This is a genomic window from Aquabacterium sp. (genome assembly GCF_036279675.1).
Lineage (GTDB): Bacteria > Pseudomonadota > Gammaproteobacteria > Burkholderiales > Burkholderiaceae_C > Aquabacterium.
The window spans coordinates 51,965-76,764 of sequence record NZ_DASUIS010000138.1; the positions used below are offsets into that span (position 1 = coordinate 51,965).

At 62.2% G+C, this 24,800-nt stretch carries 15 protein-coding genes and 6 tRNA genes; 17 read left to right on the top strand and 4 right to left on the bottom strand.

What is annotated here, in order from left to right:
* Positions 1–3: 3 nt before the first annotated feature.
* Positions 4–879 (bottom strand): squalene/phytoene synthase family protein, encoded by an 876-nt coding sequence (locus tag VFW93_RS15880; protein ID WP_329694938.1) that lies wholly within the window; start codon positions 877–879, stop codon positions 4–6.
* Positions 880–1,051: 172 nt separating this feature from the next.
* Here VFW93_RS15880 and VFW93_RS15885 point away from each other — a divergent pair, with 172 nt between their 5' ends.
* The 9 genes from VFW93_RS15885 (at position 1,052) to VFW93_RS15925 (ending at position 12,282) form a co-directional block, all read left to right on the top strand.
* Entirely contained in the window at positions 1,052–2,197 is a 1,146-nt protein-coding gene (locus tag VFW93_RS15885) for an efflux RND transporter periplasmic adaptor subunit (protein WP_329694939.1), read from the top strand.
* A 17-nt stretch (positions 2,198–2,214) separates the two neighbouring features.
* Positions 2,215–5,358, top strand: coding sequence for an efflux RND transporter permease subunit (locus VFW93_RS15890; RefSeq protein ID WP_329694940.1), 3,144 nt, complete (start codon positions 2,215–2,217; stop codon positions 5,356–5,358).
* Positions 5,359–5,506: 148 nt separating this feature from the next.
* Positions 5,507–5,593, top strand: a tRNA-Leu gene (locus VFW93_RS15895).
* A gap of 35 nt (positions 5,594–5,628) precedes the next feature.
* Positions 5,629–6,951, top strand: coding sequence for a trigger factor (gene tig, locus VFW93_RS15900; RefSeq protein WP_329694941.1), 1,323 nt, complete (start codon positions 5,629–5,631; stop codon positions 6,949–6,951).
* 279 nt (positions 6,952–7,230) lie between these two features.
* Positions 7,231–7,839, top strand: a complete 609-nt coding sequence (gene clpP, locus VFW93_RS15905) for an ATP-dependent Clp endopeptidase proteolytic subunit ClpP (protein WP_329694942.1) — start codon at positions 7,231–7,233, stop codon at positions 7,837–7,839.
* 150 nt (positions 7,840–7,989) lie between these two features.
* Complete coding sequence (clpX, locus tag VFW93_RS15910) at positions 7,990–9,267, top strand: ATP-dependent Clp protease ATP-binding subunit ClpX (RefSeq protein WP_329694943.1); 1,278 nt, start codon at positions 7,990–7,992, stop codon at positions 9,265–9,267.
* 122 nt (positions 9,268–9,389) lie between these two features.
* Positions 9,390–11,816, top strand: a complete 2,427-nt coding sequence (gene lon / locus VFW93_RS15915) for an endopeptidase La (protein WP_329694944.1) — start codon at positions 9,390–9,392, stop codon at positions 11,814–11,816.
* A 181-nt stretch (positions 11,817–11,997) separates the two neighbouring features.
* Positions 11,998–12,073 (top strand) — tRNA-Gly (locus tag VFW93_RS15920).
* Between the two features lie 135 nt (positions 12,074–12,208).
* Positions 12,209–12,282: transfer RNA gene (locus VFW93_RS15925), tRNA-Cys, on the top strand.
* Positions 12,283–12,345: 63 nt separating this feature from the next.
* On the opposite strand, the gene VFW93_RS15930 is transcribed toward VFW93_RS15925, so the two are convergent.
* On the bottom strand, positions 12,346–13,665 hold the full coding sequence (locus tag VFW93_RS15930; RefSeq protein ID WP_329694945.1) for a D-amino acid dehydrogenase: 1,320 nt from the start codon (positions 13,663–13,665) through the stop codon (positions 12,346–12,348).
* Positions 13,666–13,779: 114 nt separating this feature from the next.
* A tRNA-Leu gene (locus VFW93_RS15935) sits at positions 13,780–13,868 on the bottom strand.
* A gap of 182 nt (positions 13,869–14,050) precedes the next feature.
* Between VFW93_RS15935 and VFW93_RS15940 the strand changes: the two genes are divergently transcribed.
* The 8 genes from VFW93_RS15940 (at position 14,051) to VFW93_RS15975 (ending at position 23,588) form a co-directional block, all read left to right on the top strand.
* Positions 14,051–14,126: transfer RNA gene (locus tag VFW93_RS15940), tRNA-Gly, on the top strand.
* A gap of 65 nt (positions 14,127–14,191) precedes the next feature.
* A tRNA-Cys gene (locus VFW93_RS15945) sits at positions 14,192–14,265 on the top strand.
* Positions 14,266–14,524: 259 nt separating this feature from the next.
* On the top strand, positions 14,525–16,828 hold the full coding sequence (locus VFW93_RS15950; RefSeq protein ID WP_329694946.1) for a type I secretion system permease/ATPase: 2,304 nt from the start codon (positions 14,525–14,527) through the stop codon (positions 16,826–16,828).
* Positions 16,829–16,839: 11 nt separating this feature from the next.
* Entirely contained in the window at positions 16,840–18,075 is a 1,236-nt protein-coding gene (locus tag VFW93_RS15955; protein ID WP_329694947.1) for an HlyD family type I secretion periplasmic adaptor subunit, read from the top strand.
* Positions 18,076–18,078: 3 nt separating this feature from the next.
* Positions 18,079–19,491, top strand: coding sequence for a TolC family protein (locus VFW93_RS15960; RefSeq protein ID WP_329694948.1), 1,413 nt, complete (start codon positions 18,079–18,081; stop codon positions 19,489–19,491).
* Between the two features lie 198 nt (positions 19,492–19,689).
* The gene (locus VFW93_RS15965; RefSeq protein ID WP_329694949.1) at positions 19,690–21,624 is read left to right on the top strand and encodes a tetratricopeptide repeat protein; all 1,935 of its coding nucleotides are present in this window, start codon (positions 19,690–19,692) and stop codon (positions 21,622–21,624) included.
* Between the two features lie 21 nt (positions 21,625–21,645).
* The gene (locus VFW93_RS15970; RefSeq protein ID WP_329694950.1) at positions 21,646–22,734 is read left to right on the top strand and encodes a hypothetical protein; all 1,089 of its coding nucleotides are present in this window, start codon (positions 21,646–21,648) and stop codon (positions 22,732–22,734) included.
* A complete protein-coding gene (locus VFW93_RS15975; protein WP_329694951.1) occupies positions 22,731–23,588 on the top strand; it encodes a DUF5672 family protein in 858 nt (285 codons plus the stop codon). Before VFW93_RS15970 ends, VFW93_RS15975 begins: the two co-directional genes overlap by 4 nt.
* Positions 23,589–23,714: 126 nt before the next feature.
* On the opposite strand, the gene VFW93_RS15980 is transcribed toward VFW93_RS15975, so the two are convergent.
* Positions 23,715–24,680, bottom strand: a complete 966-nt coding sequence (locus tag VFW93_RS15980) for an AbiJ-NTD4 domain-containing protein (protein WP_329694952.1) — start codon at positions 24,678–24,680, stop codon at positions 23,715–23,717.
* Positions 24,681–24,800: the final 120 nt, after the last annotated feature.

Here is a 24,800-nt window from a genome sequence, read left to right on the forward strand (position 1 = left end):
GGTTCAGCGCAAGAGGCCCCAGCGAACACGCTGGGCTATCCACCATTTCCGAAGCGGGGTCAGCACGATACGTTCGTGCAGCACCCGATCCCCCTGGCGGGCGACCTGATCGATCAGATACAGGTAGATGTGACACAGCACGAGCAAGGGCTTGAGCGCGGCTTGTTCAGCCGAGGGCAGGGCGCGGCAGGCGGACAGCCCCTGGTGGAGATGCGCCGAGGCCTGCCCGTGGAGATGCGTCAGCAAACGGGGCCAGCCTTCGGCCGGCGAAGCCGCATCAGGTTTGCTCAACTGGTGGGCGCGCACATCATGGGCCTGCAACACATCGATGGCGACCTGGATCCAGCCGCTGCGCGCGTCCTGACCCAGCCTGGCCAACTGGTGAGCCTGGCGCAGCCCCCAGCCCAACTGGTGAGCGGCTTGTCGTGCGGCGTCGCTGGTGGCGCCCAGCAGACACGCGGCACCTTCTGCGGCAGCGCCCGTCGTTTGCCTCATGTGCCGCTGCAGGCTCGCGTCATCCAGCCAGCGCGTCTGGTTGATGAGCGTGATGAGGCCTTCAATCTGGCTGCTCCACAAGGGCCAGGCAGGCAACTGCGCAGGGGCGCTGACGCGTGAGGCATCGGTCAAACCTTTGAGCAAAGGGTGGTGTGCCTGGCCTTGCGCGGCGTCGTTCAATTCCTGCAACCACCAGCGGAGTTTCGTTTCCGCCACGCCGGGATCCTGGATTTTGAAAGGAATCTGGGCGGTCTCGTGCCACCATTGCACCCAATACAGCAAGGCGGGACGCTGTGAAGCAGGTGCCGCAGCCAGCGCGTAGTAGAGGCTGCTGCCGGCGCGGGGGAAAACGTCAATGGGGGGATGCGGGGTGGATGAATTCATGACAAATGGTGAGACGCAGGCCGTATTGTCTCAATAGCTGAATTGACAGATCAGGAAGTCCTTGCCTACATTACTGACCCGCGAGTCAGTTATTCTGTCATCGCCTGATGCCCGGCGTTTTTCTGTCGTCGAATGACCGCGCATCACCCATTGATTTCACATATATCGCTCTATGAAATTGAATGCGCGCCGCGTGCCTGCGGTCATGGCTTTGATCTCGTCTGCACTGGCCCTGGTCCTCGCAGGCTGCAGCAAGGAAGCCCCTGCGCCCACGCCCGAGCGCGCGGTTCGCACCTTGCTGATCTCTGAAACAGGTGGCGTGCTGGAGCGTGAGTATTCCGCCGACATCCGTGCCCGTACGGAGTCGCGCCTGGGCTTCCGTGTGCCCGGCAAGGTGGCCCGCCGTCTGGTCGAGCTGGGTCAATCGGTTCGCTCCGGGCAGGTGCTGGGGCAACTGGATCCACAGGATCTGCGTCTGCAACAGGATGCCGCGCGAGCCGGTCTGGCTGCGGCCGAGGCCAATGCCACGCAGGCTACGTCCGATCTCAAGCGTTTCACCGAACTGAAGTCGCAAGGCTTCATCAGCGAGGCTGAGCTGGAGCGCCACACCACCATGGCGCGAACCGCCGAGGCCAACCTGCGTCAGGCGCGTGCACAAGCCGGTGTCCAGAGCAATCAAACCAGCTACGCCGCGCTGGTGGCCGACGCCGCAGGTGTGATCACCTCGGTGGACATGGAGCCCGGCCAGGTGGTGAACGCCGGCATGCCGGTGCTGACCCTGGCCCATGACGGCGCGCGTGACGCCGTGTTCGCCGTGCCCGAGGATCTGGGGCAGGTGGTGCGTGGCCTGGTTGGCAAGAAGGATGCGATCAAGGTTCGCCGCTGGGGTACCAGCGAGTGGGTGCCGGCCACCGTGCGTGAAGTCGCCGCAGCCGCTGATCCCGTGACGCGCACTTTCCAGGCCAAGGCCGATGTCGGCAAGGCCGGCTTCGAGCTGGGCCAGTCGGCCAGCGTGGCTTTCAACACGCCAGCGCGTGTCAGCGGTGGCCTGCGCATTCCGCTGTACGCCCTGGCCGAGCGCGATGGCAAGTCCATCGTCTGGGTGCTGGACGACAAGACCATGACCGTCAAGCCGCAGCCCGTCATCACGGGTGACATCACCGGCAATGTGGTGCTGGTGGCCAAGGGCCTGAACGCCGGCCAGGAGATCGTGACGGCGGGCGTGCATGCGCTCAATCCCGGTCAGAAGGTGCGCCGCTATCGGGCTGGCGCTGCTGATGCGGCTGCTTCGGGCAACAGCCCGGCGGTGAAGCCCTGATCGGCGAGGAGCGAGTCTTGAGTCACAAGCCAGATTCCTCGAACGAGGCGCAAGGGCAGCGTTTCAATATTTCCCGCTGGGCGCTGGAGCACCCCGCACTGACGCGCTACCTGATGGTGGTGCTGATGCTGCTGGGCCTGGCCGCCTACTTCCAGCTGGGGCAGGACGAAGATCCGCCCTTTGCCTTCCGCATCATGGTCGTGCGCTCTTATTGGCCGGGCACGACCGCCCAGCAGATGGCCGAGCAGGTGACCGACAAGATCGAGCGCACGCTGCAGGAAGTCCCTTACGCGGACAAGATCCAGTCCTACACCAAGCCGGGTGAGTCCTTCACCATGTTCATGGTCAAGGACTCTTCGCCCCCCAAGGAAATTCCAAACCTTTGGTATCAGGTGCGCAAGAAGGTGGGCGACATGCGCCACACCTTGCCCCAGGGCGTGATCGGCCCGTTCTTCAATGACGAGTTCGGCGATGTGTACGGCTCGATCTACGCGCTGTCGGCCGATGGCTTCTCGCCGGAAGAGCTGCGGCAGTTTGCAGATCGCGCCCGTTCCGATCTGCTGCGTGTGCCGGGCGTGGCCAAGGTGGAGCTGTTCGGGGTTCAGGCTGAAAAGATTTTCCTGGAGATTCCTCAGTTCAAACTGGCTCAACTGGGATTGGACCTGTCTCAGGTGATCCAGCAGCTCAATGCCCAGAACGGCATCGAGGGCGCCGGTGTCTACAACGGCGACCGCACCAATGTGCAGATGCGCGTGAATGGCGCCTTCCAGAACATCGAGCAGATTCGCCGGATGCCGCTGCGCCTGATCAACCAGGCCAACGGGCAGGCACGCACCTTCCACCTGGGCGACATCGCCACCATCCGCCGCGGGTATGAAGACCCACCCGTGACCAAGGTGCGCCACCAGGGCAAGGCCGTGATCGCCATGGGCATCTCCATGGCCAAGGGCGGCGACATCATCCAGCTGGGCAAGAGCCTGACGGCGGCCACCGAGCTCATCAAGGCCGACCTGCCTGTGGGCATCGAGCTCGATCAGATCCAGAACCAGCCGCAGGCGGTGACGTCCTCCGTGGGCGAGTTCGTGCACGCGCTGGTGGAGGCGGTGGTCGTTGTGCTGGCCGTGAGTTTCCTGAGCCTGGGGCTGCACACCAAGCCGCTGCGCCTGGATGTCTGGCCAGGTCTGGTCGTGGGCATCACCATTCCGCTGGTGCTGGCCGTGACCTTCCTGATCATGGATCTCTGGGGGGTGGGCCTGCACAAGATCTCGCTGGGCGCGCTCATCATCGCGCTGGGCTTGCTGGTGGATGACGCCATCATCGCCGTCGAGATGATGGTGCACAAGCTGGAAGAGGGCTACGACAAGATGAGCGCGGCCACAGCCGCCTACGACATCACGGCCATGCCCATGCTGACAGGCACGCTGATCACGGCTGCCGGCTTCCTGCCCATCGGGATGGCCAACTCGTCGGTGGGTGAGTACACGTATGCCATTTTTGCCGTCACGGCCGCCGCCTTGCTGATCTCGTGGATCGTGTCCGTGTACTTCGTGCCCTATCTGGGGCAATGGCTGCTGCGCACCAAGCCCAAGGTGCAGGCCGGTGACGCGGTCGATCTGTACGACACCCCGTTCTACTCGCGCTTCAAGGCGCTGGTGAACTGGTGCGTGGGGCACCGCTGGATCACCATCGCCATCACCTTGAGCGCCTTGTTCCTGGGTTTTGTGGGCATGGGCAAGGTCCAGCAGCAGTTCTTCCCGGATTCAAGTCGCCCTGAAATCATCGTGGACCTCTGGCTGCCCGAAGGCTCCAGTTTCGATACGACCGAGGCGGTGGCCCGGCGCTTCGAGTCCCGCATGATGAAAGAGCCGGGCGTCAAGACGGTGAGCTCGTGGATCGGCTCGGGCCTGCCACGTTTTTATCTGCCGATGGACCAGATCTTCCCGCAAAGCAACGTCAGCCAGGTCGTGGTCTTGCCGGTGGATGCTTCCATGCGCGAGAAGGTGCGCCACAAGCTGCCCGAGATCCTGGCCGCCGAGTTCCCGGAAGTCCGTGCCCGCGTCAAGCTGCTGCCCAACGGGCCACCCGTGCCTTATCCGGTGCAGTTCCGCATCGTGGGTGAGGACGTGACCACCTTGCGCCACTGGGCCGAAGAAGCCAAGGACCTGATGCGGGCGCACGCCGACATGCGTGGTGTCAACGACAACTGGAATGAAGCCATCAAGTCGGTTCGCTTGACCGTGGACCAGGACAAGGCGCGTGCATTGGGCGTGACCACCCAATCCATCGCACAGGCCACCCAGGTGCTGACCTCCGGCACGACCATTGGCCAGTACCGCGAGGGCGACCGCCTGATCGAGATCGCGCTGCGTTCACCGCAATCAGAACGCGAGTCCATGAGTGCGCTGGGTAACGCCTATGTGCCCACGGCTTCCGGCCGCATGGTGCCGGTGTTGCAGGTGGCCAAGCCCCAGATGGTCTGGGAGCCGGGCGTGCTGTGGCGTGAAGGCCGCCATTTCGCCATCACCGTGCAAGGTGATGTGCGCGAAGGCATCCAGGGGCCGACCGTCAGTCAGGCACTGTGGCCTCAGATGAAGGCGCTGGAGGCGAAGATGCCCGTGGGCTACCACGTGCAACTGGCGGGTACGGCAGAAGAAAGCTCGAAGGGGCAGGGCTCCATCTTTGCCAACGTGCCGGCCATGCTGTTCATCATCTTCACCTTGCTGATGCTGCAGCTGCAGAGCTTCTCGCGCGCCATGCTGGTGTTCCTCACCGGCCCGATGGGCATTGCGGGGGTGGCCATGGCCTTGCTGGCGTCCGACCGTCCGTTCGGCTTTGTCGCCATGCTGGGTGTGATCGCGCTGATGGGCATGATCATGCGCAACTCCGTGATCCTGATCGACCAGATCGAGCAGGACCGCGCCCGTGGCGTGCCGGCCTGGGATGCCATCGTCGGGGCGGCCGTGCGCCGTTTCCGCCCGATCGTCCTGACCGCCGCCGCCGCCGTGCTGGCCATGATCCCGCTGAGCCGCAGCGCCTTCTGGGGCCCGATGGCCGTGGCCATCATGGGCGGGCTGATTGTGGCGACCTTGCTCACTTTGCTGGCCCTGCCGGCCATGTACGCCGCCTGGTTCAGGGTTCGCCGCGATACCGGCGTGGCCTGAAGCGTGAAAAACAGGGTCTGAGCCGCGCTAGAATCGGCGGTTCAGACCAAATTAGCCAGTCCGGGTGTCGGGCGGGCCTGCGTGAGACAGTTTCACTTCGTGAGCCGCTTCGCAGGAGCGACCGGTGGCCGGGCTTTTCAGAGTTCATGCGCGGGTGGCGAAATTGGTAGACGCACCAGGTTTAGGTCCTGACGCCAGCAATGGTGTGGGGGTTCGAGTCCCCCCCCGCGCACCAGACTCAATTCTTATTCCTTACTGAGAGATCACATCATGGCGATCAACGTGGAGACCCTCGACAAGCTGGCGCGCCGCATCACGCTGTCGCTGCCTGCTGACGTTCTGCAATCGGAAGTGGATGCCCGCCTCAAGAAGCTGGCTCGCACCGTCAAGGCCGACGGCTTCCGTCCTGGCAAGGTGCCGATGAACGTCGTGGCCCAGCGCTACGGCTATTCCGTGCAGTACGAAGTGGTCAACGACAAGCTGGGCGAAGCCTTCGCTCAAGCCGCTCAAGAAGCCAACCTGCGTGTGGCCGGTCAACCCAGCATCTCCGAAAAGGAAGGTGGCCCGGTTGAAGGTCAACTGCAATTCGATGCCACGTTCGAGGTCTATCCCGACGTGACCATCGGTGACCTGTCCACCGCCGAAGTCGAGCGCGTGACGGCTGAAGTCAACGACGCTGCCATCGACCGCACCATCGAGATCCTGCGCAAGCAACGCCGCACTTTCGCCCAGCGTCCTGCTGCCGAAGGCGCTGCTGACGGCGACCGCGTGACCATCGACTTCGAAGGCAAGATCGACGGCGTGCCTTTCGACGGCGGCAAGGCTGAAGGCTTCCAGTTCCTGGTCGGCGAAGGCCAGATGCTCGAAGCGTTCGAAAAGGCCGTGCGCGGCATGAAGGCTGGCGACTCCAAGACCTTCCCCCTGGCCTTCCCCGAGGACTACCACGGCAAGGACGTGGCCGGCAAGGAAGCTGACTTCCTGGTGACCGTCAAGAAGGTGGAAGCCCAGAACCTGCCCGAGCTGAACGACGAGTTCATCAAGGGCCTGGGCCTGGCCGATGGTTCGATCGACGCGCTGCGCGCCGACATCAAGCGCAACCTCGAGCGCGAAGTGAAGTTCCGCGTGGCCGCCCGCAACAAGGCTGCCGTGATGGAAGCCATCCTGAAGCTGGTTGACTTCGATCTGCCCCAGTCGCTGGTGGCCGCCGAGTCCGACCGCCTGGTGCAAGGCGCCCGCGAAGACCTGAAGGCACGTGGCATCAAGGACGCCGACAAGGCTCCGATCCCCGCTGAAATGTTCAAGCCCCAAGCCGAGCGCCGCGTGCGTCTGGGCCTGACCGTGGCCGAGCTGGTCAAGGCCAACAACCTGGCTGCCAAGCCCGAGCAACTGCAAGCTCACATTCAAGAGCTGGCACAAAGCTACGAGCAGCCCGCTCAAGTGGTGGCCTGGTACATGAGCGACCGTCAGCGCATGGCTGAAGTGGAAGCCGTCGTGATCGAAGGCAACGTGGCTGACTTCGTGCTGTCCAAGGCCAAGGTGACCGACAAGGCCCTGAGCTTCGAAGAACTGATGGGTCAGCAAGCCGCAGCCTGATCGTTCGATCTGACAGGAAAAAGGGCCCCGGGCTCTGACGTTTGCCGGTGAATGCCGGTCGTCAGCCAGGGAAACCCTCAAAAAAAGCACCTGCAATCCCGAGTGAGGGCAGGTGCTTTTGTTTTGTGCGACCGTGTCTGTGCTTGCAAACAACGGAAAGACGACCAAGGTAGTCGTGCGCTTTTTCCAGCGTTCGACCCGGGCTTTTCGCAAGTCATAATCGTTTTACATACACATTTGCGGCTCCTTTTTGCGAGGGGCCTCTTTTGAAGGAAGCACATGAGCGCACTGGACATTCAAAACCTGGGCATGGTGCCCATGGTCATTGAGCAATCGGGTCGTGGCGAGCGCGCCTACGACATCTACAGCCGCCTCTTGCGCGAGCGGGTGATCTTTCTGGTCGGTCCCGTCAACGACGCCACCGCCAACCTGGTCGTGGCACAGATGCTGTTCCTCGAGAGCGAAAACCCCGACAAGGACATTTCGTTCTACATCAACTCGCCTGGCGGCAGCGTGAGCGCCGGCATGTCGATCTTCGACACGATGAACTTCATCAAGCCGGATGTGTCGACGCTGTGCATGGGCATGGCCGCCTCCATGGGCGCCTTCCTGCTGGCTGCCGGCACCAAGGGCAAGCGTTTTGCGCTGCCCAACTCCAAGATCATGATTCACCAGCCCCTGGGTGGTGCACAAGGTCAGGCGACGGACATCGAAATCCACGCCCGCGAGATCCTCAAGACCCGCGAACAACTCAACCGTATCCTGGCCGAGCGTTCCGGCCAGCCCCTGGAGAAGATCCAGAACGATACCGAACGCGACTACTACATGTCGGCCGATGAGGCCGCCACTTACGGACTCATCGACAAGGTGCTGGACAAGCGACAGTGATCTGACAGACGGGCCCCCGCTCGTCTCCGGATTGACCCCAAAGTGGCAAAAAAGCCGCGCCAAGATGGGGCAGTTCACCGAGATCGACGCAGGGGCATTTGTCTTATCATGTCCCCAACCCCCTTGCCGACTCTTTGACAGGCCTGCACCATGCCCGAGAAAAAAGGCTCCTCCAGCGAAAAAATCTTGTACTGCTCCTTCTGCGGAAAGAGCCAGCACGAGGTGAAGAAGCTCATCGCCGGCCCGTCGGTCTTCATCTGCGACGAGTGCATCGAGCTGTGTAACGACATCATCCGCGATGAAGTCGCAGCCGAAGCCGAGCAATCACGCCCCGCTCGCAGCGATCTGCCTACGCCGGCCGAAATCAAATCCAGCCTGGACCAGTACGTGATTGGCCAGGACACGGCCAAGCGCACGCTGTCCGTGGCGGTCTACAACCACTACAAGCGGCTCAAGCACATGGGCACGGGCGAGAACAAGAAGCCCGATGTCGAACTGGCCAAGAGCAACATCCTGCTGATCGGGCCCACCGGCTCCGGCAAGACGCTGCTGGCCCAGACGCTGGCCCGCCTGCTGAACGTGCCTTTCGTGATTGCCGACGCCACCACCCTGACCGAAGCCGGTTATGTGGGTGAGGACGTTGAAAACATCATCCAGAAGCTGCTGCAGAACTGCAACTACGAGGTCGAGAAGGCCCAGCGCGGCATCGTCTACATCGACGAAATCGACAAGATCTCGCGCAAGTCCGACAACCCGTCCATCACGCGTGACGTGTCGGGTGAGGGCGTGCAGCAGGCACTGCTGAAGCTGATCGAAGGCACTATGGCCAGCGTGCCACCGCAGGGTGGCCGCAAGCACCCCAATCAGGACTTCCTGCAGATCGACACGACCAACATCCTGTTCATCTGCGGCGGTGCTTTCGATGGCCTGGAAAAGGTCATCCAGAACCGTTCGGTGAAGTCCGGCATCGGCTTCGGCGCTTCCGTGCAGAGCAAGGAAGAAAAGAAGCTCTCCGAGGTCTTCCGCGAGGTCGAGCCCGAGGATCTGATCAAGTTCGGCATCATCCCCGAACTGGTTGGCCGTTTGCCCGTTGTGGCGACGCTGGGCGAATTGACCGAGGATGCGCTCGTGCGTATCCTGACCGAACCCAAGAACGCGCTTCTCAAGCAATATCAGCAACTGCTGAGCATGGATGGCGTCGAACTGGAGATCCGTCCGCAGGCCCTGTCGGCCATCGCCCGCAAGGCGCTGGCCCGCAAGACCGGTGCACGTGGTCTGCGATCCATCCTGGAACAGTCGTTGCTTGACACGATGTTCGAACTGCCTACACAGGAAGGAGTGCAAAAGGTGGTCCTGGATGAGGCCACCATCGAAGAGAACGCCAAGCCCTTGTTGGTGTATCGGGAACAGGCTAAGGCCAGTGCCTGAGCGAACTCTTGAAGTTCAGCTCTGACGGGCACCGCTGAAGACCCTGTGATCCAAGGTTTTCACGGTGCCCTTGTGTTTTATCGCTGAAGCCCCATGTGGGTATCAGAGAAAGTGAGCCCAATATGTCTGGACACCCCATCCTTCCCTCCGATCCCATCACGCTGCCGCTGCTGCCGCTGCGAGATGTCGTGGTCTTTCCGCACATGGTGATCCCGCTGTTCGTGGGACGCCCCAAATCCATCAAGGCCCTCGAAGCCGCGATGGAAGCTGGCAGGCAAATCATGCTGGTCGCCCAGAAGGCAGCCGGCAAGGATGAGCCCAAGGCGGAAGACATGTTCGACATCGGCTGCGTCTCCAGCATTTTGCAGATGTTGAAATTGCCTGACGGTACCGTGAAGGTGCTGGTCGAAGGCGTTCAACGAGCCAATACGTCGGCCATCCACGACGAAAACGAGTACTTCACCGCTGATGTGGTGCCGGTTCAACCTGAAGGCAGCATCACGCCTGAAGTTGAAGCGCTGCGCCGCGCGGTGACGCAACAGTTTGACCAGTACGTCAAGCTCAACAAGAAGATCCCGCCTGAAATCCTGACGTCGATCTCCGGTATCGATGATGCGGGTCGCCTGGCCGACACCATCGCTGCACATCTGCCGCTCAAGCTCGAAGCCAAGCAGGCCGTGCTGGACCTGTTCTCGGTGTCTGGCCGCCTGGAAAAGCTGCTGGAACAACTCGAGCACGAAGTCGACATCCTGCAGGTCGAAAAGCGCATCCGTGGCCGCGTCAAGCGCCAGATGGAGAAGTCGCAGCGCGAGTACTACCTGAACGAACAGGTCAAGGCCATCCAGAAAGAACTGGGTGAAGGCGAAGAGGGCGCAGACCTCGAAGAAATCGCCAAGAAGATCGAGTCCGCTCGCATGCCCAAGGAGGCACGCAAGAAGGCCGATGCCGAGTTCAAGAAGCTCAAGCTGATGTCGCCCATGTCGGCAGAAGCCACCGTGGTGCGCAACTACATCGACACCCTGGTCGGCCTGCCCTGGAGCAAGAAGTCCAAGGTCAAGCATGACCTGGCCCTGGCGGAGTCCGTGCTGAACGAAGAGCACTATGGCCTCGACAAGGTCAAGGAACGCATCCTTGAGTATCTTGCCGTGCAACAACGCGTGGACAAGGTCAAGGCGCCCATCCTGTGCCTGGTTGGCCCCCCCGGCGTCGGCAAGACCTCGCTGGGTCAGTCGATCGCCCGTGCGACCGGCCGCAAGTTCGTGCGCATGGCCCTGGGCGGCGTGCGTGACGAAGCCGAGATCCGTGGCCACCGTCGTACCTACATCGGCTCCATGCCGGGCAAGGTGCTGCAGAGCCTGGGCAAGGTCGGTGTGCGCAACCCCCTGTTCCTGCTTGACGAGATCGACAAGCTGGGCATGGACTTCCGTGGCGACCCTTCATCGGCGCTGCTGGAAGTGCTCGACCCCGAGCAGAACCACACCTTCGGCGACCACTACATCGAAGTCGATTTCGACTTGTCGGATGTGATGTTCGTGGCGACCTCGAACTCGCTGAACATCCCGCCAGCCCTGCTGGACCGGATGGAAGTGATTCGCCTGGCCGGCTATACCGAAGACGAGAAGGTGCACATCGTTCAAACGTACCTGCTGCCCAAGCAGATCAAGAACAACGGTGTGAAGGAAGGTGAACTGGAAGTCGCTGAAAGCGCCATCCGCGGCATCATCCGCTACTACACCCGTGAAGCCGGTGTGCGTTCGCTGGAACGCGAAGTCTCCAAGATCTGCCGCAAGGTGATCAAGGGCTTTGCGCTCAAGCAGTACACCGAGAAGGTGGTCGTTACCGACGAGAACCTCAATGACTTCCTGGGCGTGCGCAAGTACAGCTACGGCGAAGCCACGAAGGACAACCAGATCGGTCAGGTCGTCGGCCTGGCGTGGACGGAAGTGGGCGGCGATCTGCTGACCATCGAAGCCGCGATCATGCCCGGCAAGGGCAACATCATCCGCACCGGGCAACTGGGCGATGTGATGAAGGAGTCCGTCGAGGCGGCTCGTTCGGTGGTGCGTTCACGCGCTCGCCGCCTGGGCATCACCGACGATCTGTTCGAGAAGCGCGACATCCACATCCACGTGCCTGATGGCGCCACACCCAAGGACGGTCCGTCCGCCGGTGCTGCCATGACCACGGCGTTTGTGTCGGCGCTCACAGGCATCCCGGTGCGTGCTGACGTGGCCATGACGGGGGAAATCACCCTGCGTGGTGAAGTCACGGCGATTGGTGGCCTGAAGGAGAAGCTCCTGGCTGCTCACCGTGGTGGCATCAAGACCGTGCTGATCCCTGAAGAGAACGTGAAGGACCTGGCTGAGATCCCCGAGAACGTGAAGAGCCAGATCGAGATCGTGCCTGTGAAGTGGATCGACAAGGTGCTGGAAGTCGCCCTGGAGCGCCAACCCACGCCGCTGCCTGACGAAGAGGCCAAGGTGGAAGCCAAGCCGGAGGCTGCTGCCGCCGCGCCTGCTGCCACCAGCACCGACGTCCTGAAGCATTGATGGATTGATGAAAAAAAGCGACGACTTGATCGAAACGTCAAAAATGATGTATAGTTCAGGTCTTCGCTGATCACTGCACAGACATCGCAAGATGCTTGTGACCAAACAGGGATCGATGCAGCAAAGCAAGGGGCAACTCTAGAGCATCTGCATAAAGCGATCGTCACCATCGGTGATACATGCGGGATTAGCTCAGTTGGTAGAGCGATACCTTGCCAAGGTATAGGTCGAGAGTTCGAGCCTCTTATCCCGCTCCAAATTCCGAAAGGAAGCCTTGTAGAAGTACTCGGCTTCCTTTTTTGTTGCTGCCCTGCACGTTGCTGATTTTTCAGAGATACTGCGGGGCTCGGCAACGAGATTGATCAGCAAAAGTTGATCAGCACGAGATCAGTGGCGCGGTAGCAAAGCGGTTATGCACCGGATTGCAAATCCGTGTAGGTCGGTTCGACTCCGGCCCGCGCCTCCAGCTTTTCAAGAAAAAGCCCCTCCAGTTCAGCTGGCGGGGCTTTTTTTCTGCCTGCTGCAGGCGTCAGGAACGATGCCGGGCTATGGCGGGTGCGGGTGGGGCTACCTTGATGGGCGCACGTTGGTAGCGGCTCAGGGCCAGGTCATCACTGCGGATGGCGGTAGGGCGGCCCAGCAGCATGTCGGCGAGCAACTGGCCGCTGCCGGCGGCCATGGTCCAGCCCAGCGTGCCGTGGCCGGTGTTGAGCCACAGCTTGTCGATGCGGGTGCGCCCGATGATGGGCGTGCCGTCGGGTGTCATGGGGCGCAGGCCGGTCCAGAACTCGCCTTGATCGATGGGGCCGGCATCGGGGAAGAGATCGCGCACAACGCGCTCCAGCGTGGCTCGTCGGCTTTCGCGCAGGTTCAGATCAAAGCCGGCCAGCTCGGCCATGCCGCCCACGCGGATGCGTTGATCAAAGCGGGTGAGGGCAACCTTGTAGCTTTCGTCCAGCACCGTGGAACGCGGGGCCGCCTCAGCCTGCTGGATGGGCAGCGTGAGCGAGTAGCCTTTGACGGGGTACACGGGCAGGTCCAGTGCCAGATCACGCAGCAGCGCGCGCGTATACGTGGCCATGGCCACCACATAGGCATCGGCCAGGCGCACCTCGGCGCCTTGAGGTGTGAGCAGGCGCACGCCGGTGATGCGCTGGCCGTCATGCAGCAGTTGGTCCACCTGCACGCCATGCTGGAACTGCACGCCCAGGGCGCGGGCCTTCTCGGCCATCACCTGGGTGAAGAGGTGGCAATCGCCGGTTTCGTCACCAGGCAGGTACAGGCCGCCTGTCAGCAGGCCTTGGCGCGCCGCCAGGGCCGGCTCCTGTTGCACGCATTCATCGGGCGTCATCAGTTGGTAGGGCACGCCGCATCGGTCCAGCACCGAGGTGTCCTTGTTGGCACTCTGCAGTTGTGCCTGGGTGCGGAAGATCTGCAAAGTGCCCAGGGCGCGGCCTTCGTATTGCAGGCCCAGTTCACCGCGCCACTGGCGCAGGCAGTCGCGGCTGTATTCGGCCACACGCACCATGCGCTCCTTGTTGACGGCATAGCGCTCTGGCTTGCACTCGCGCAGCATGCGCGCCATCCATTGCCATTGCCACAAACTGCCGTCTGGCCTGATGGCCAGGGGCGAGTGCTGCTGGAACAACCAGTGCAGGGCTTTGAGGGGCAGGCCGGGTGAGGCCCATGGGGAGGCATAGCCAGGTGAGATCTGGCCCGCATTGGCGAAGCTCGTTTCCATGGCGGGCCCGGGCTGTCGGTCGATCACGGTGACTTTCGCACCGGCGCGTGCCAGGCAATAGGCGCTGGTCACGCCGATCACACCGCTTCCGAGGACGAGTACACGCATGGTGTGGCTCCCGCTGATCTCTTGAGACCCATTCTAGGCAAGCGCGAATGGAAGAGAAGGGGGCTTGGGCTTTGTGCCGCCCGTGTGGCGTGCAGTAGTGCCGCTCGGTGTAGATGGTGCCCCGGACCCGACTCGAACGGGCACGACGTTTTAGCGTCGGCGGATTTTAAGTCCGCTGTGTCTACCGATTTCACCACCGGGGCGCCGGGCGCAAGTGTACGTCCTGGACTTCGAAAAATTCTTGATGAAAATTTGCGACACCTTGCGCAAAGTACCAAAATCGATGTATAGTTCAGGTCTTCGCTGATCGCGACAACCAAAACGATCAAGACAGCAGCCAACAAGCTGAAGTCAAAGCGAAGAAAATTGTCAGCAATGACAATATGCGGGATTAGCTCAGTTGGTAGAGCGATACCTTGCCAAGGTATAGGTCGAGAGTTCGAGCCTCTTATCCCGCTCCAAATTCTGAAAAGGGAAGCCAAAGCGCTTCCCTTTTTTCCAGCTCCACGCTGGATGCCTTTTCCGAGGCGCGGTAGCAAAGCGGTTATGCACCGGATTGCAAATCCGTGTAGGTCGGTTCGACTCCGGCCCGCGCCTCCACCCCTCTTCTTCGTTTTCCCCTCACATCGCTGTCGCTGAAGCCTTGCCCGGACGGCCGTGCACGGCTCGCGTGCGCCGTCGCTTCGGCGTCTGCCTGAGCGTCCGTGTGGCGCGGGCCGGAAATGCGCGGCGAAGTGGCCTCTATTGCCGCTTAAGACTTCCTTGCCCCCCACCTAGCATCCCAGGTACACGCCCGAAAAGTCCCTAAAGGGGCCCCAAACGGGCCGTGTACCCGTTGTTGTTACCTGGGAGCTATCTGGTGGACCCCACCTCCGAGCCCGATCTGATCGAAGAACCGATTGGTGAACCTGAGCAGAGTTTTGCTGCAGGTGAGGGCGCAGCCTTGTCTGCCGATCCGCTGCTGGAGGCCGTGGTCTGGTTGTGCCACCACCATGGCATCGACCGCAGCCATGCCTCCTTGCTGGATGGCTTGCAGGTGGACGAGGCCGGGATGTCGCCGCCACAGGCCGTGCAGGTGCTCAAGCAGGTTGGGTTCAGCGCGACGCTGGTCAAGCGCCCGCCCAGCAAGATCCTGGGCCTGCTGATGCCCGTGGTGATGCTGCTCAAGAACGGTGATGCCGTGATCCTCACGCGCCGCCTGGGCTCGCGCTCGAAGCGGGCAGGGGGCACACGCTATGAAGTGGTGATGCCGGGTTCGGGCAACGAGGTCTGCACCGCCACGGAAGAAGAGCTGTTGCCCGAGTATTCCGGCTACACCTTGCTGGCCGCGCTGAAGCCTGGCACCGTGCATGGTGACCGCGACGCGCAACAACTGTCGCCATCGCACTGGCTGTGGTCCACGCTCAAGCGCTACGTGCCTTATTACCGCTCTGCCATGGTGGCGGCGCTGCTGAGCAATCTGCTCATGCTGGTCACGGGCTTCTTCACCTCCATCGTGTACGACAAGGTGATCCCGCACGACGCCATGGTGACCATGTGGTCGCTGGGCATCGGCACCTTGATCGGTATCTTCTTTGACCTGGTGGCGCGGCAGCTGCGCAGCTACCTGATCGATACGGCCGGCAAGAAGGCCGATCTGATCATGGGCAACATGCTGTTCAACCAGGCGCTCAACATCCGCCTGGAACACCGGCCCGATTCGGCTGGCTCGTTTGCGCACAGGTTGTCGCAGATCGAGGTGGTGCGCGAGTTCTCGACATCGGCCAGCGCCTCGGTGCTGACGGACTTGCCCTTCATCTTCCTGTTCGTGCTGATGACCTATGTGATCGCCGGGCCGCTGGTGTTCGTGCTGCTGATCGCGATCCCGACGGTGCTGGGCCTGTCCATTGGCATCCAGCGCATGCTGCGCCGCTCGATGCGGGCCAATATGGCGCAGCACGCCGACTTGCAAGGCGTGCTGGTGGAGGCCATGGAAGGCCTGGAGGATGTGCGCGCAGCCGGTGCGGCAGGCTACTTCTCCAAACGTTATGAGGCGGCCAATGCGGCTGCGGCGGCGTCGTCGCTGCGCTCGCGTGCCATTGCCAGTCTGGTGAACAACTTCTCGGCCGTGGTGCAGCCCCTGGTGACGGTGGCCATGCTCATGTGGGGCGTGGTGCTGATCAAGGAGGGGCAGGTGTCTGGTGGCTCGCTGATCGGCGCCGTGATGTTTGCCGGCCGTGCCGTGGCGCCCTTGACCTCTCTGGTGGCGCTGGCCAGCCGCTACCAAGGTGCCAAGGCCGCCTTGCTGATCCTCAATGACCTGATGGCCATGCCCACCGAGCGCGTGGCGGGCAAGCAGTACCTCACGCGCAAGAACCTCAAGGGTCAGTTGGGCCTGCACGAGGTGATGTTCGCCTACCCGAAGGGCAAGCACGATCATGCGCCCACGGTGCTCAAGGGCATCAACATGCAGATCCAGCCGGGTGAGCGCATCGCCATCCTGGGCAAGATCGGCAGCGGCAAGTCCACCATCCTGCGCCTGCTGGCCGGGCTGTATCAGCCCACAGATGGCTTTGTGGAAGTGGATGGCATCGACCTGCGCCAGATCGACCCGGTGGACTTCCGCACGCACGTGGGCTTCGTGTCGCAAGAGCCTCGCCTGTTCTACGGCACCTTGAAAGAAAACGTGCTGTTGGGCCGCCCCAATGCCGATGTGGGCCACTTCCTGGAGGTGGCCAGGCAAACCGGGCTGGACAAGCTCGCAGCGTCGCATCCCATGGGCTACGACCTGCCTGTGGGCGAAATGGGTTCCTTGCTGTCAGGTGGCCAACGCCAGTTGGTGGCGCTGGCACGTTGCCTGGTGACCAAATCCCAGGTGCTGCTGATGGACGAGCCCACCAGTTCAATGGATGCGCAGTCTGAAGCCAGCTTCATCAATCACCTGCGCTCTGCCGTGCATGGGCAGACGCTGATCGTGGTCACGCACCGCCCGGCCTTGCTGGATGTGGTGGACCGCATCATCGTGGTCGACAGTGGCCGCATCCTGGCTGACGGCCCCAAGGCCAAGGTACTGGCGATGCTGGCGGGCCAACGCCCGGGCCATGTGCAGCCAGTGCAGGCACAACAACAGGCGCCGCAAGCGGCTGCGCCTCAGCCGCAGCGTGAGCTGGCGGCGGCGGGTTGACGATCATGGCAATGGCATTGCGTCGATCCAGGAAGAACGCCGACGGGGTGGCCTACCCCGGCGACGAAGAGTTCATGTCGGGCATCAAGCAGGCCGAACTGGTCGAGGCCACGCCTCAAGCGGTGTGGTCCATCTACCTGATGCTGACGGTGGTGGTCATCGCGATCACCTGGGCCTTCATGGCGCGCGTCGAGCAGATCACCAAGGCTGAAGGCAAGGTGGTGTCAGATGGTCGCGAGCAGGTCATTGCCAGCCTGGAAGGCGGCATCCTGCGCAATATGCTGGTGCGTGAAGGGATGATGGTCGAGAAGGGCCAGGATCTCTTGCAGATCGACCCCACACGCGCCGAGGCCAGCCAGAACGAAGGCGAAGCCAAGCGCCTGGCCTTGACCGGTACGCTGGCGCGTCTGCTGGCTGAGTCCACCGGCAAACCGCTGATCTTCCCCAAGGAAGTGCGGGCCTTGCCGCAGATCGTGCATGACGAGACCGAATCGTATGAAGCACGTCGCATGGCCCTGGAAGAGGCCGTGGGTGTGACCCGGCGCAGCCTGGGCCTGTTGCGGCGCGAACTGGCGATGGCCGAGCGCATGTCGGCCAAGGGGCTGATGTCCGAGGTGGAAGTGATGCGTTCGCAGCGCCAGGTCAATGACCTGACTTTGCAGATTCAGGAGCGCATCAACCGCTTCCGGCAGGACGCCAGCGGTGAGCTGGTCAAGGTTCGAACCGAGCTGGCCCAGCTGGAAGAGCAGATGGTGGTCAAGCAGGATTTGCTGACCCGCACCACGCTGAAATCACCCGTCAAGGGCCTGGTCAAGAACATCCGCATCGCCACGGTGGGCGGTGTGGTGCCTGCCGGTGCTGCCATCATGGAAATCCTGCCGATCGGCCCGCGCGTGCTCATCGAGGCCCGCATCAAGCCTGCTGACATCGGCTTCGTGCGGGTGGGCCTGCCGGTGACGGTCAAGCTCAGCGCCTACGACTACTACCTGTATGGCGGCCTCAAAGGCACGATCGATTACATCAGCCCGGATGCCCTGGGTGATGACGCCAAGACAGGCGCCCATGACGCCACCTACTACCGGGCGCTGATCCGCTCGGATGTGTCGACCCTGCACCAGGGGAACAAGCCGCTGGCCGTGATGCCCGGCATGACAGCCACGGTCGAGGTGCGGACCGGCGAGAGGACCGTTGCGCAGTACCTGCTGATGCCACTGGTCAAGTCCCAGGAAGCTTTCCGAGAGCGTTGAGCCATGAAGACCACCACATCCCCGTTTCTGAAGTCTGCTGTCTGTGTGGCCGTACTGGCGGCGCAAGCCGGCATGGTGGGCGCGTGGGCGCGCTGTGCGGATGACCTGGCCGGCGAGCCCAAGCCGGACAAGGCCGCCTATATCAAAGGCGGTGCCAAGGCCGCTGCCGGCAAGGTGGAAGCCGAGCCTGCACCGATGGACCCGGTCAGCCAGCTGCAATTGATTGCGCGTGAAGCCGAGCGCCGCAGTGCTTCGGTGGGGGCTGCGCGCCTGCTGGCCGAAGCGGCCGAACTCGATGTGGTAGAGACCAAGGCAGGCCGCTGGCCGCAGGTGTCCATCAGCGGTGTGCTGGGTGCGGGTGGCAGCACGGTGGAAGGCACCACCGTGAGCAAGGGCAACCAGTCCAGCCTGGGCGTGAACCTGTCGGCCCCCCTGTGGGACAACGGCCGCCTCAGCCGCCTGACGGACTGGCGATCGAACCTGGCCGGTGCCGCCAAGTTTGGCGCCGCCGTGACCACCGAACAAGTCGTGCTGGAGGCCGTGAGCGCCGCGCTGGAGCGCAACCGCTACCGCCTGCAGGCCCAGGTCTACCAGCAATACATGCGCAAGATGAGCTGCCTGGTCGAGGCCCTGGAAGGCATCGTCAATGAAGACAAGGGCCGCATGAGCGAGCTGGTGCAGGCCCGCAAGACGCAGCAGCAAACCGAGTTACAGCGCGACCAGGCCCTGGCCCAGAGCCGCCAGAGCGAGATCAAGCTGCGCAAGCTGATCGGAGACCAGGTGCCCCCGGGTGACGGCATCACCATCCCGCTGGCCAACGTGCCCGAGATCGGTGAGATCAACCGCCAGATCGAGTTCGGCAACGACGCACAGCAACTGCGCGCGCAGGCCGAAGCCCAGGACAGCTATGCCAAGGCCGTGGTGGCCGGGCAGGGGCCTCAGTTCAACTGGAGCCTGGGCAAGACGCAAGGGCAGCAGGGCACCGCCAGTACCTCATCGTGGCATGCCGGCGTCACGGTGAGCTACAGCATCTTCAATGGCTTCTCTGACGAGGCCACGGCAAAAGCTGCCGCCAAGCGCGCCGAGGCCAGCCGCCAGCAATTGCAGGATCTGCTCAACACCAAGTTCAGCCGCACGGCCGAGATGTACGACGTGGCCACCAGCGCCTTCGACCGTGCCAAACGCTATGTGGACGTGCTGCGTGACAGCGAACGGGTGCGCAACTTCACCTTCCAGCAGTGGTCCCAACTGGGGCGCCGCTCGCTGTTTGACGTGATGTCCTCCGAGAGCGACCACTTCAACCTGCGCATCGCCTACGTGAACGCGCTGCATGACGGCTACCTGGCCAGCGCCCAGTTGCGCTCCCTGGGATCGGGCCTGACCACCTGGCTGACGCCCGAAGCTGTGACGCGTTGATCAGATCTGCGGGTATGACAAGCCCAATTTGACGGGTTTTTCACGCTTTGTTGGCGGGAGCACCCTAGGGTGCGGTCCCCTAATCTTGGCTCTGCGGCGACGATCGCCGTGTTTTGACGGGCCAATGTGATGGGAAATCAAGCTCTTGCCGCCTCCTTTCGTCCTGCACAGCAAGCTGTTTCGACGCTTGTGAAGGAAGTGGCCGCCTCAGTTGCCGCCGCACCGACGCAGCCGCAACCCGCACCGCAACCAGCCCCCAGCCAGATCGCACAGGATCAGTCCACCCTGATCCGCGGCATCGAGCTGCAAAACGCAGGGCAACTGGCCGAGGCCGAAGCCATCTTCACCGGCTACCTGCAAGCCCACCCCTGTGACGGCATCGCCACCTATTCGCTGGCCGTGATCCTGATGCACCGCCAGGACCACGCCCGCGCCCTGGCCATCCTGGAGCCCTGCGTGCAGGTCACCCCAGGCTTTGCACCGGTGTGGATGGCCTACGCCAACGTGCTGCAGAACCTGGGCCGCCGCGAAGAGGCCCTGGCGGCCTATGACAAGGCCGTGGCCGTCAACCCCCAATACACCGAAGCCCTGATCAACAGCGGCGTGCTGCTGCGCGAAACCCACCGCCACCTGGAGGCCCTGCAGCGCTTCCAGCAGGTGCTGGCGATCAAGCCCGACCACGAAACCGCCCTGGGCAACTGCGGCATCATCCTGACCGAGTTCAAGCGCTCGGAAGAAGCCATCGGCATGTTCCAGCGCCTGTTGGCCGTCAACCCCAACTACGACTGGGGCCTGGGCCTGCTGGGCTACGAACGCCTGCACGCCTGTGACTGGACCGACTTTGAAGGCATGGCCCAGCGCATCGTGCAGGGCATCCACCAAGGCAAGAAGACCTGCAAATCCCTGCCGCTGATGGCGTTCTCGGATGACGTGGCCGCCCACCAGATCAGCTCGCGCCTGTTCGGCCAGCGCTTCCCACAGGCCAAGCAAGCCATGTGGACGGGCCAACGCTACAACCATAAGAAGATCCGCCTGGCCTATGTCTCGCCCGACCTGCGTGAGCACCCGGTGGGCCACCTGATGTGCGGCATCTTCGAGCACCACGACAAGAGCCGCTTCGAGACCATCGCCATCTCGCTGGGCATTGACGACAAGAGCCGCCTGCGCAGCCGCATGCTCAACTGCTTCGACCACTTCGTGGACGCCCGCCTGATGACCTCGCGCCAGATCGCCGAGAAGATGCGCGAGATGGAAGTGGACATCGCCGTGGACCTGGCCGGCTACACCGCTGATTCACGCACCGATGTGTTCGCCCACCGCCCCGCGCCGGTTCACGTGAACTACCTGGGCTACCCCGGCACCATGGGTGTGCCCTATATGGACTACATCATGGCCGACCGCTACGTGATCCCGCCGGAGCACCAGTGCTTCTACGACGAGAAGGTGGCCTATCTGCCCGATGCCTACCTGCCCACCGATGCCGGCCTGAAGATCGCCGAACGCACGCCCACCCGCGCCGAATGCGGCCTGCCGGATGAGGCCCTGGTGTTCTGCTCGTTTAGCCACGACTACAAGATCTCGCCCCCGCTGTTCGATGTGTGGATGCGCCTGCTGCAACAGGTGCCCGGTAGCGTGCTGTGGCTGATGTCGCGCGGGCAGGCTGCCCAGGCCAATCTGCGCAACGAAGCCGCCAAGCGCGGCGTGGACCCATCGCGCCTGGTGTTTGCCGGCCGCGTGCCCATGGTGGAAGACCACCTGGCCCGTTACCGCCAGGCCGACATCTTCCTGGACACCCACCCCTACAACGCCCACACCACCGCTGCCGACGCCCTGATGGCCGGCCTGCCCGTGGTCACCTTCATGGGCGGCGCCTTCCCGGCACGTGTGGCGGCCAGCCTGCTGCACGCCATCGGCATGCCCGAACTGGTGGCCGATTCGAAAGAAGGCTACGAAGCCCTGGCCCTGAAGCTCGCCAACGACCGCCCCTTGCGCGAAGCCCTGCGCACCAAGCTGGCTGCCAACCAAGGCACCCATGCCTTGTTTGACACCGAACGCTTCTGCCGCAACATGGAATCCATCTACGTGGCCATGTGGCGCAAGGCCGAGCTGGGTGAAGCCCACGACCAACTCTGAACACCGCGAGGGCAGCACACCATGGCGCAACCCAGCATCCACGCCGTCTTCCAGGCCATCGAGAACCGCACGCTGCCTGTGCAGCAATCGCAAGAGCTGGTGAAGTTCGCCCAGCACGATGGCTTCTTTCATCTGGCCGCGCTCAAGCACAGCCGTGCCAATGCGCTCAAAGCCTGGTTTGCCGACAAGGGCCTGACCCGCGTGATTCTGGGCGCCAACATCAACGGCTTTGGCTGCCAGATCCCCGGCTGCACGGTGGAATACCTGGAGAAGGGCTTCTTTGAAGAACCCAACGAGGCCATCCGCGCCGAGAAGCGGGCCTTCCTGGAAGGCGCCATCGTCATCGTCAACAACAACGATGTGGGCCAGGCCAAAGCCGAATACGCCGACTTCTACACCCAGTGCGACAAGACCATCTTCATCGCCTGGGACTGGGACAACCACCACTGGCTGGACCTGAGCACCTTCCTGGCCGCGCACAGCGATGTGTACGCCCCCGGCCACCACGAGAACCTCTACCTGCTGACCCGCTACAACTGGGCCACCGTGGGCCCCGTGTACTGCGGCACCGTGCAGTGGTCGCGCCAGTTTTTGACGGACAGCATCGCGAAGATCGTGACGGCCAAGCGCTCCAACGCGCCGCTGGGCAAGCACATCCCCTATGCCCCGTTCACCTACCGCAACCGCGTGGTGAGCACGCTGAGCCAGCACTACCCATCCATCGGCTTCAGCGACCGCAACTTCCATGTGCGCACGCCGGAAGAGCGCCTGGAGGAATGGTATTCACACAAGGTGCACTGGATTGCGCCTGTGCTCAATGACGTGGCCATCCGCATCTTTGACGCGCTGAGCACGGGCGGCATCCCCGTGGTGCCCGCCTCGATGCAGTTCCTGCCACCCATCAAGGACATCAGCCGCGAACACATCGTGTTCAGCACGCCCGACGACATCATGAACCCCAAGCCGCTGATCGAGCGCGCCGTGGCCATGTTTGACGCAGGCGGTGCAGACGGCATCGTGGCCCGCCACCGCTACGCCCTGGACCACCACCACGGCGACCAGCGCATGGCCGATGTGATGAGATTCGTGAGGGAGCGTTTTGCATCATGAGCAGCAGCACCAACAGCACCACCAACATCCACAGCGACAGCCCCAAAGGCCAGTGCGCCATCGTCATCCCCATCTACCGGGCCGAGCTGGAGCCGCTGGAAAAGTTCTCGCTGGACTATTCCACCCAGCACCTCAAACCCGGGCGTGACCTGTTCTTCGTGGCCCCCGAACACCTGGACGTGAGCTACTACACCCGCCACTACCCGGGCGTGCCCGTGGTGCGCTTTGACAATGGCTACTTTGCCTCTGTCAAAGGCTACAACCGCCTGCTGCTGAACCCCGCGTTTTACGAGCGCTTTGCCAGCAGCCACGAGTTCATGCTGGTGCTGCAGACGGACGCCATCTTGCTGCGCGACGACCTGGACCACTGGTGCAGCCAGCCCTGGGACTACGTGGGCGCCCCCTGGCCCGATGGCCTGGAGGTGATGATCAACCTCGACAACTTCACCGGCCCGCTGGGCAAACGCGTGAAGGTGCACGTGGGCAACGGCGGCCTGAGCCTGCGCCGCAATGCGGCCTGCATCCAGCTGCTCAAGGAGTTCCCACAGGCGACGGACATGTTCCTGCGCTCGGGCTCCAGCGAAGACATCTTCTTTTCGCTGATCGGCTCACAGTCTGTGAGCTTCAAGATCCCCAACGAGCGCGTGGCCTCGCTGTTTGCGCTCGAACTGCAACCCGAACGCTACCTGGCCATCAACCAGGGTAGGGCGCCCATGGGCGGCCACGCCTGGTGGCGCTACAACCAGCCCTTCTGGGTGGCGCTGCTGGAGCAGCAACCACCGGTGCTGGTGCCGGCTGCGCCGCCTGGACGACCCATTTTGAGTGGGGGTGGGGTGGTGGCGTCTGCGCATTGAGGGAGACGTGATGCGTTTGCCTCGCTGAGTATTTGTTCTGCAAGGCATTCTCCGTTAGGTTTGAATGTCCGCAAAAGTTAGACAAGCTCCCTCTTGTCCGCGTTGAACCGGCAGTTAGACATTGGATCATGGCTTGCGCCGCAATAGGCTTTTGATCCAAGCCATAGAAGTTTCAATTGCCCAAGACGACTGCTGGTGCGTGAGTTTCATTGGTTGTGTAGAGCCAGGGCCGTGACCAAGTGGGTTTCGCAAATCACGGAAGAGAGTCTTGAGGGCTTCAGCCTCCCAAGTGTCGATATATCGACCATGCTTGGATGACACCAAATTGTCGATGAATTCTGCGGCTCCTTTCTCGGTGTTTCGTGTTCTACCCAGATCATCGGATAGGATTTTGATTGCGCTTTCAAGTGCGCGTAATGCATGGAAGGCAGCATCCGGTTTTCCAGAATCTCTGCGATCGATGGCCTCTTTCATATCTGTGTCAATGTTGGCGTACTTTGGATCGGAAACGAGTTTCCAAAACGGACGATCAATCTCGGTTGATGTCCGCTCGTCGTCGACTCTTTGAATTAGCCCATTGTGATATTCAAAGGGCATGTCTGCATCTTTGAATCGGCTGTTCAACTCTGCAATTCCCAGCATTGTTACTTGGAGAGCATTCTCGACCGGATTATTTGCCGACTGAGATCGCTTCTGTAGCAATGCCCACCATGAGGCTACGTCCTTCTTGGGTGCATAGCCTTGCAGTATGGATTCTGCCTCACGGAATAGAAGTTCCAAAAGACTGAGCCGGAGCTTGAAAAACGTATCCGGATCACCGTGTGCGTCGTTCCAAAGATCGTATGGCGTGCTAAGAAACTCCATGACCCTTTGTTCAGGCGTTGGCAATCTACCCAAAGCTACCGTGCCAATCTCTCGAGAAAGGCCCTTTTCTGCTGTTTCAAAAAGCCTAGTGCGGTTTGGAAGCTTCGACGCGATATCTTCATACAGCAGGATGGCCGCTTGACGAATCAAGAGCGCTGCATTCTGAGGAACCCTATCGGAATGTATCCAACGTTCGGGGTATCGCTTAAGGAGGATGTCGGTGATCAAGGTGTGCTCCTTCTGATGTCTAGCGCCCAGGTTAACCGGCACCGTAGCGCGAAGCGATGGCCTGCCATGGCGTCCGCGTTGAACCGACAGTTAGCCATTTTCAATGCTCAGCCAGCATTT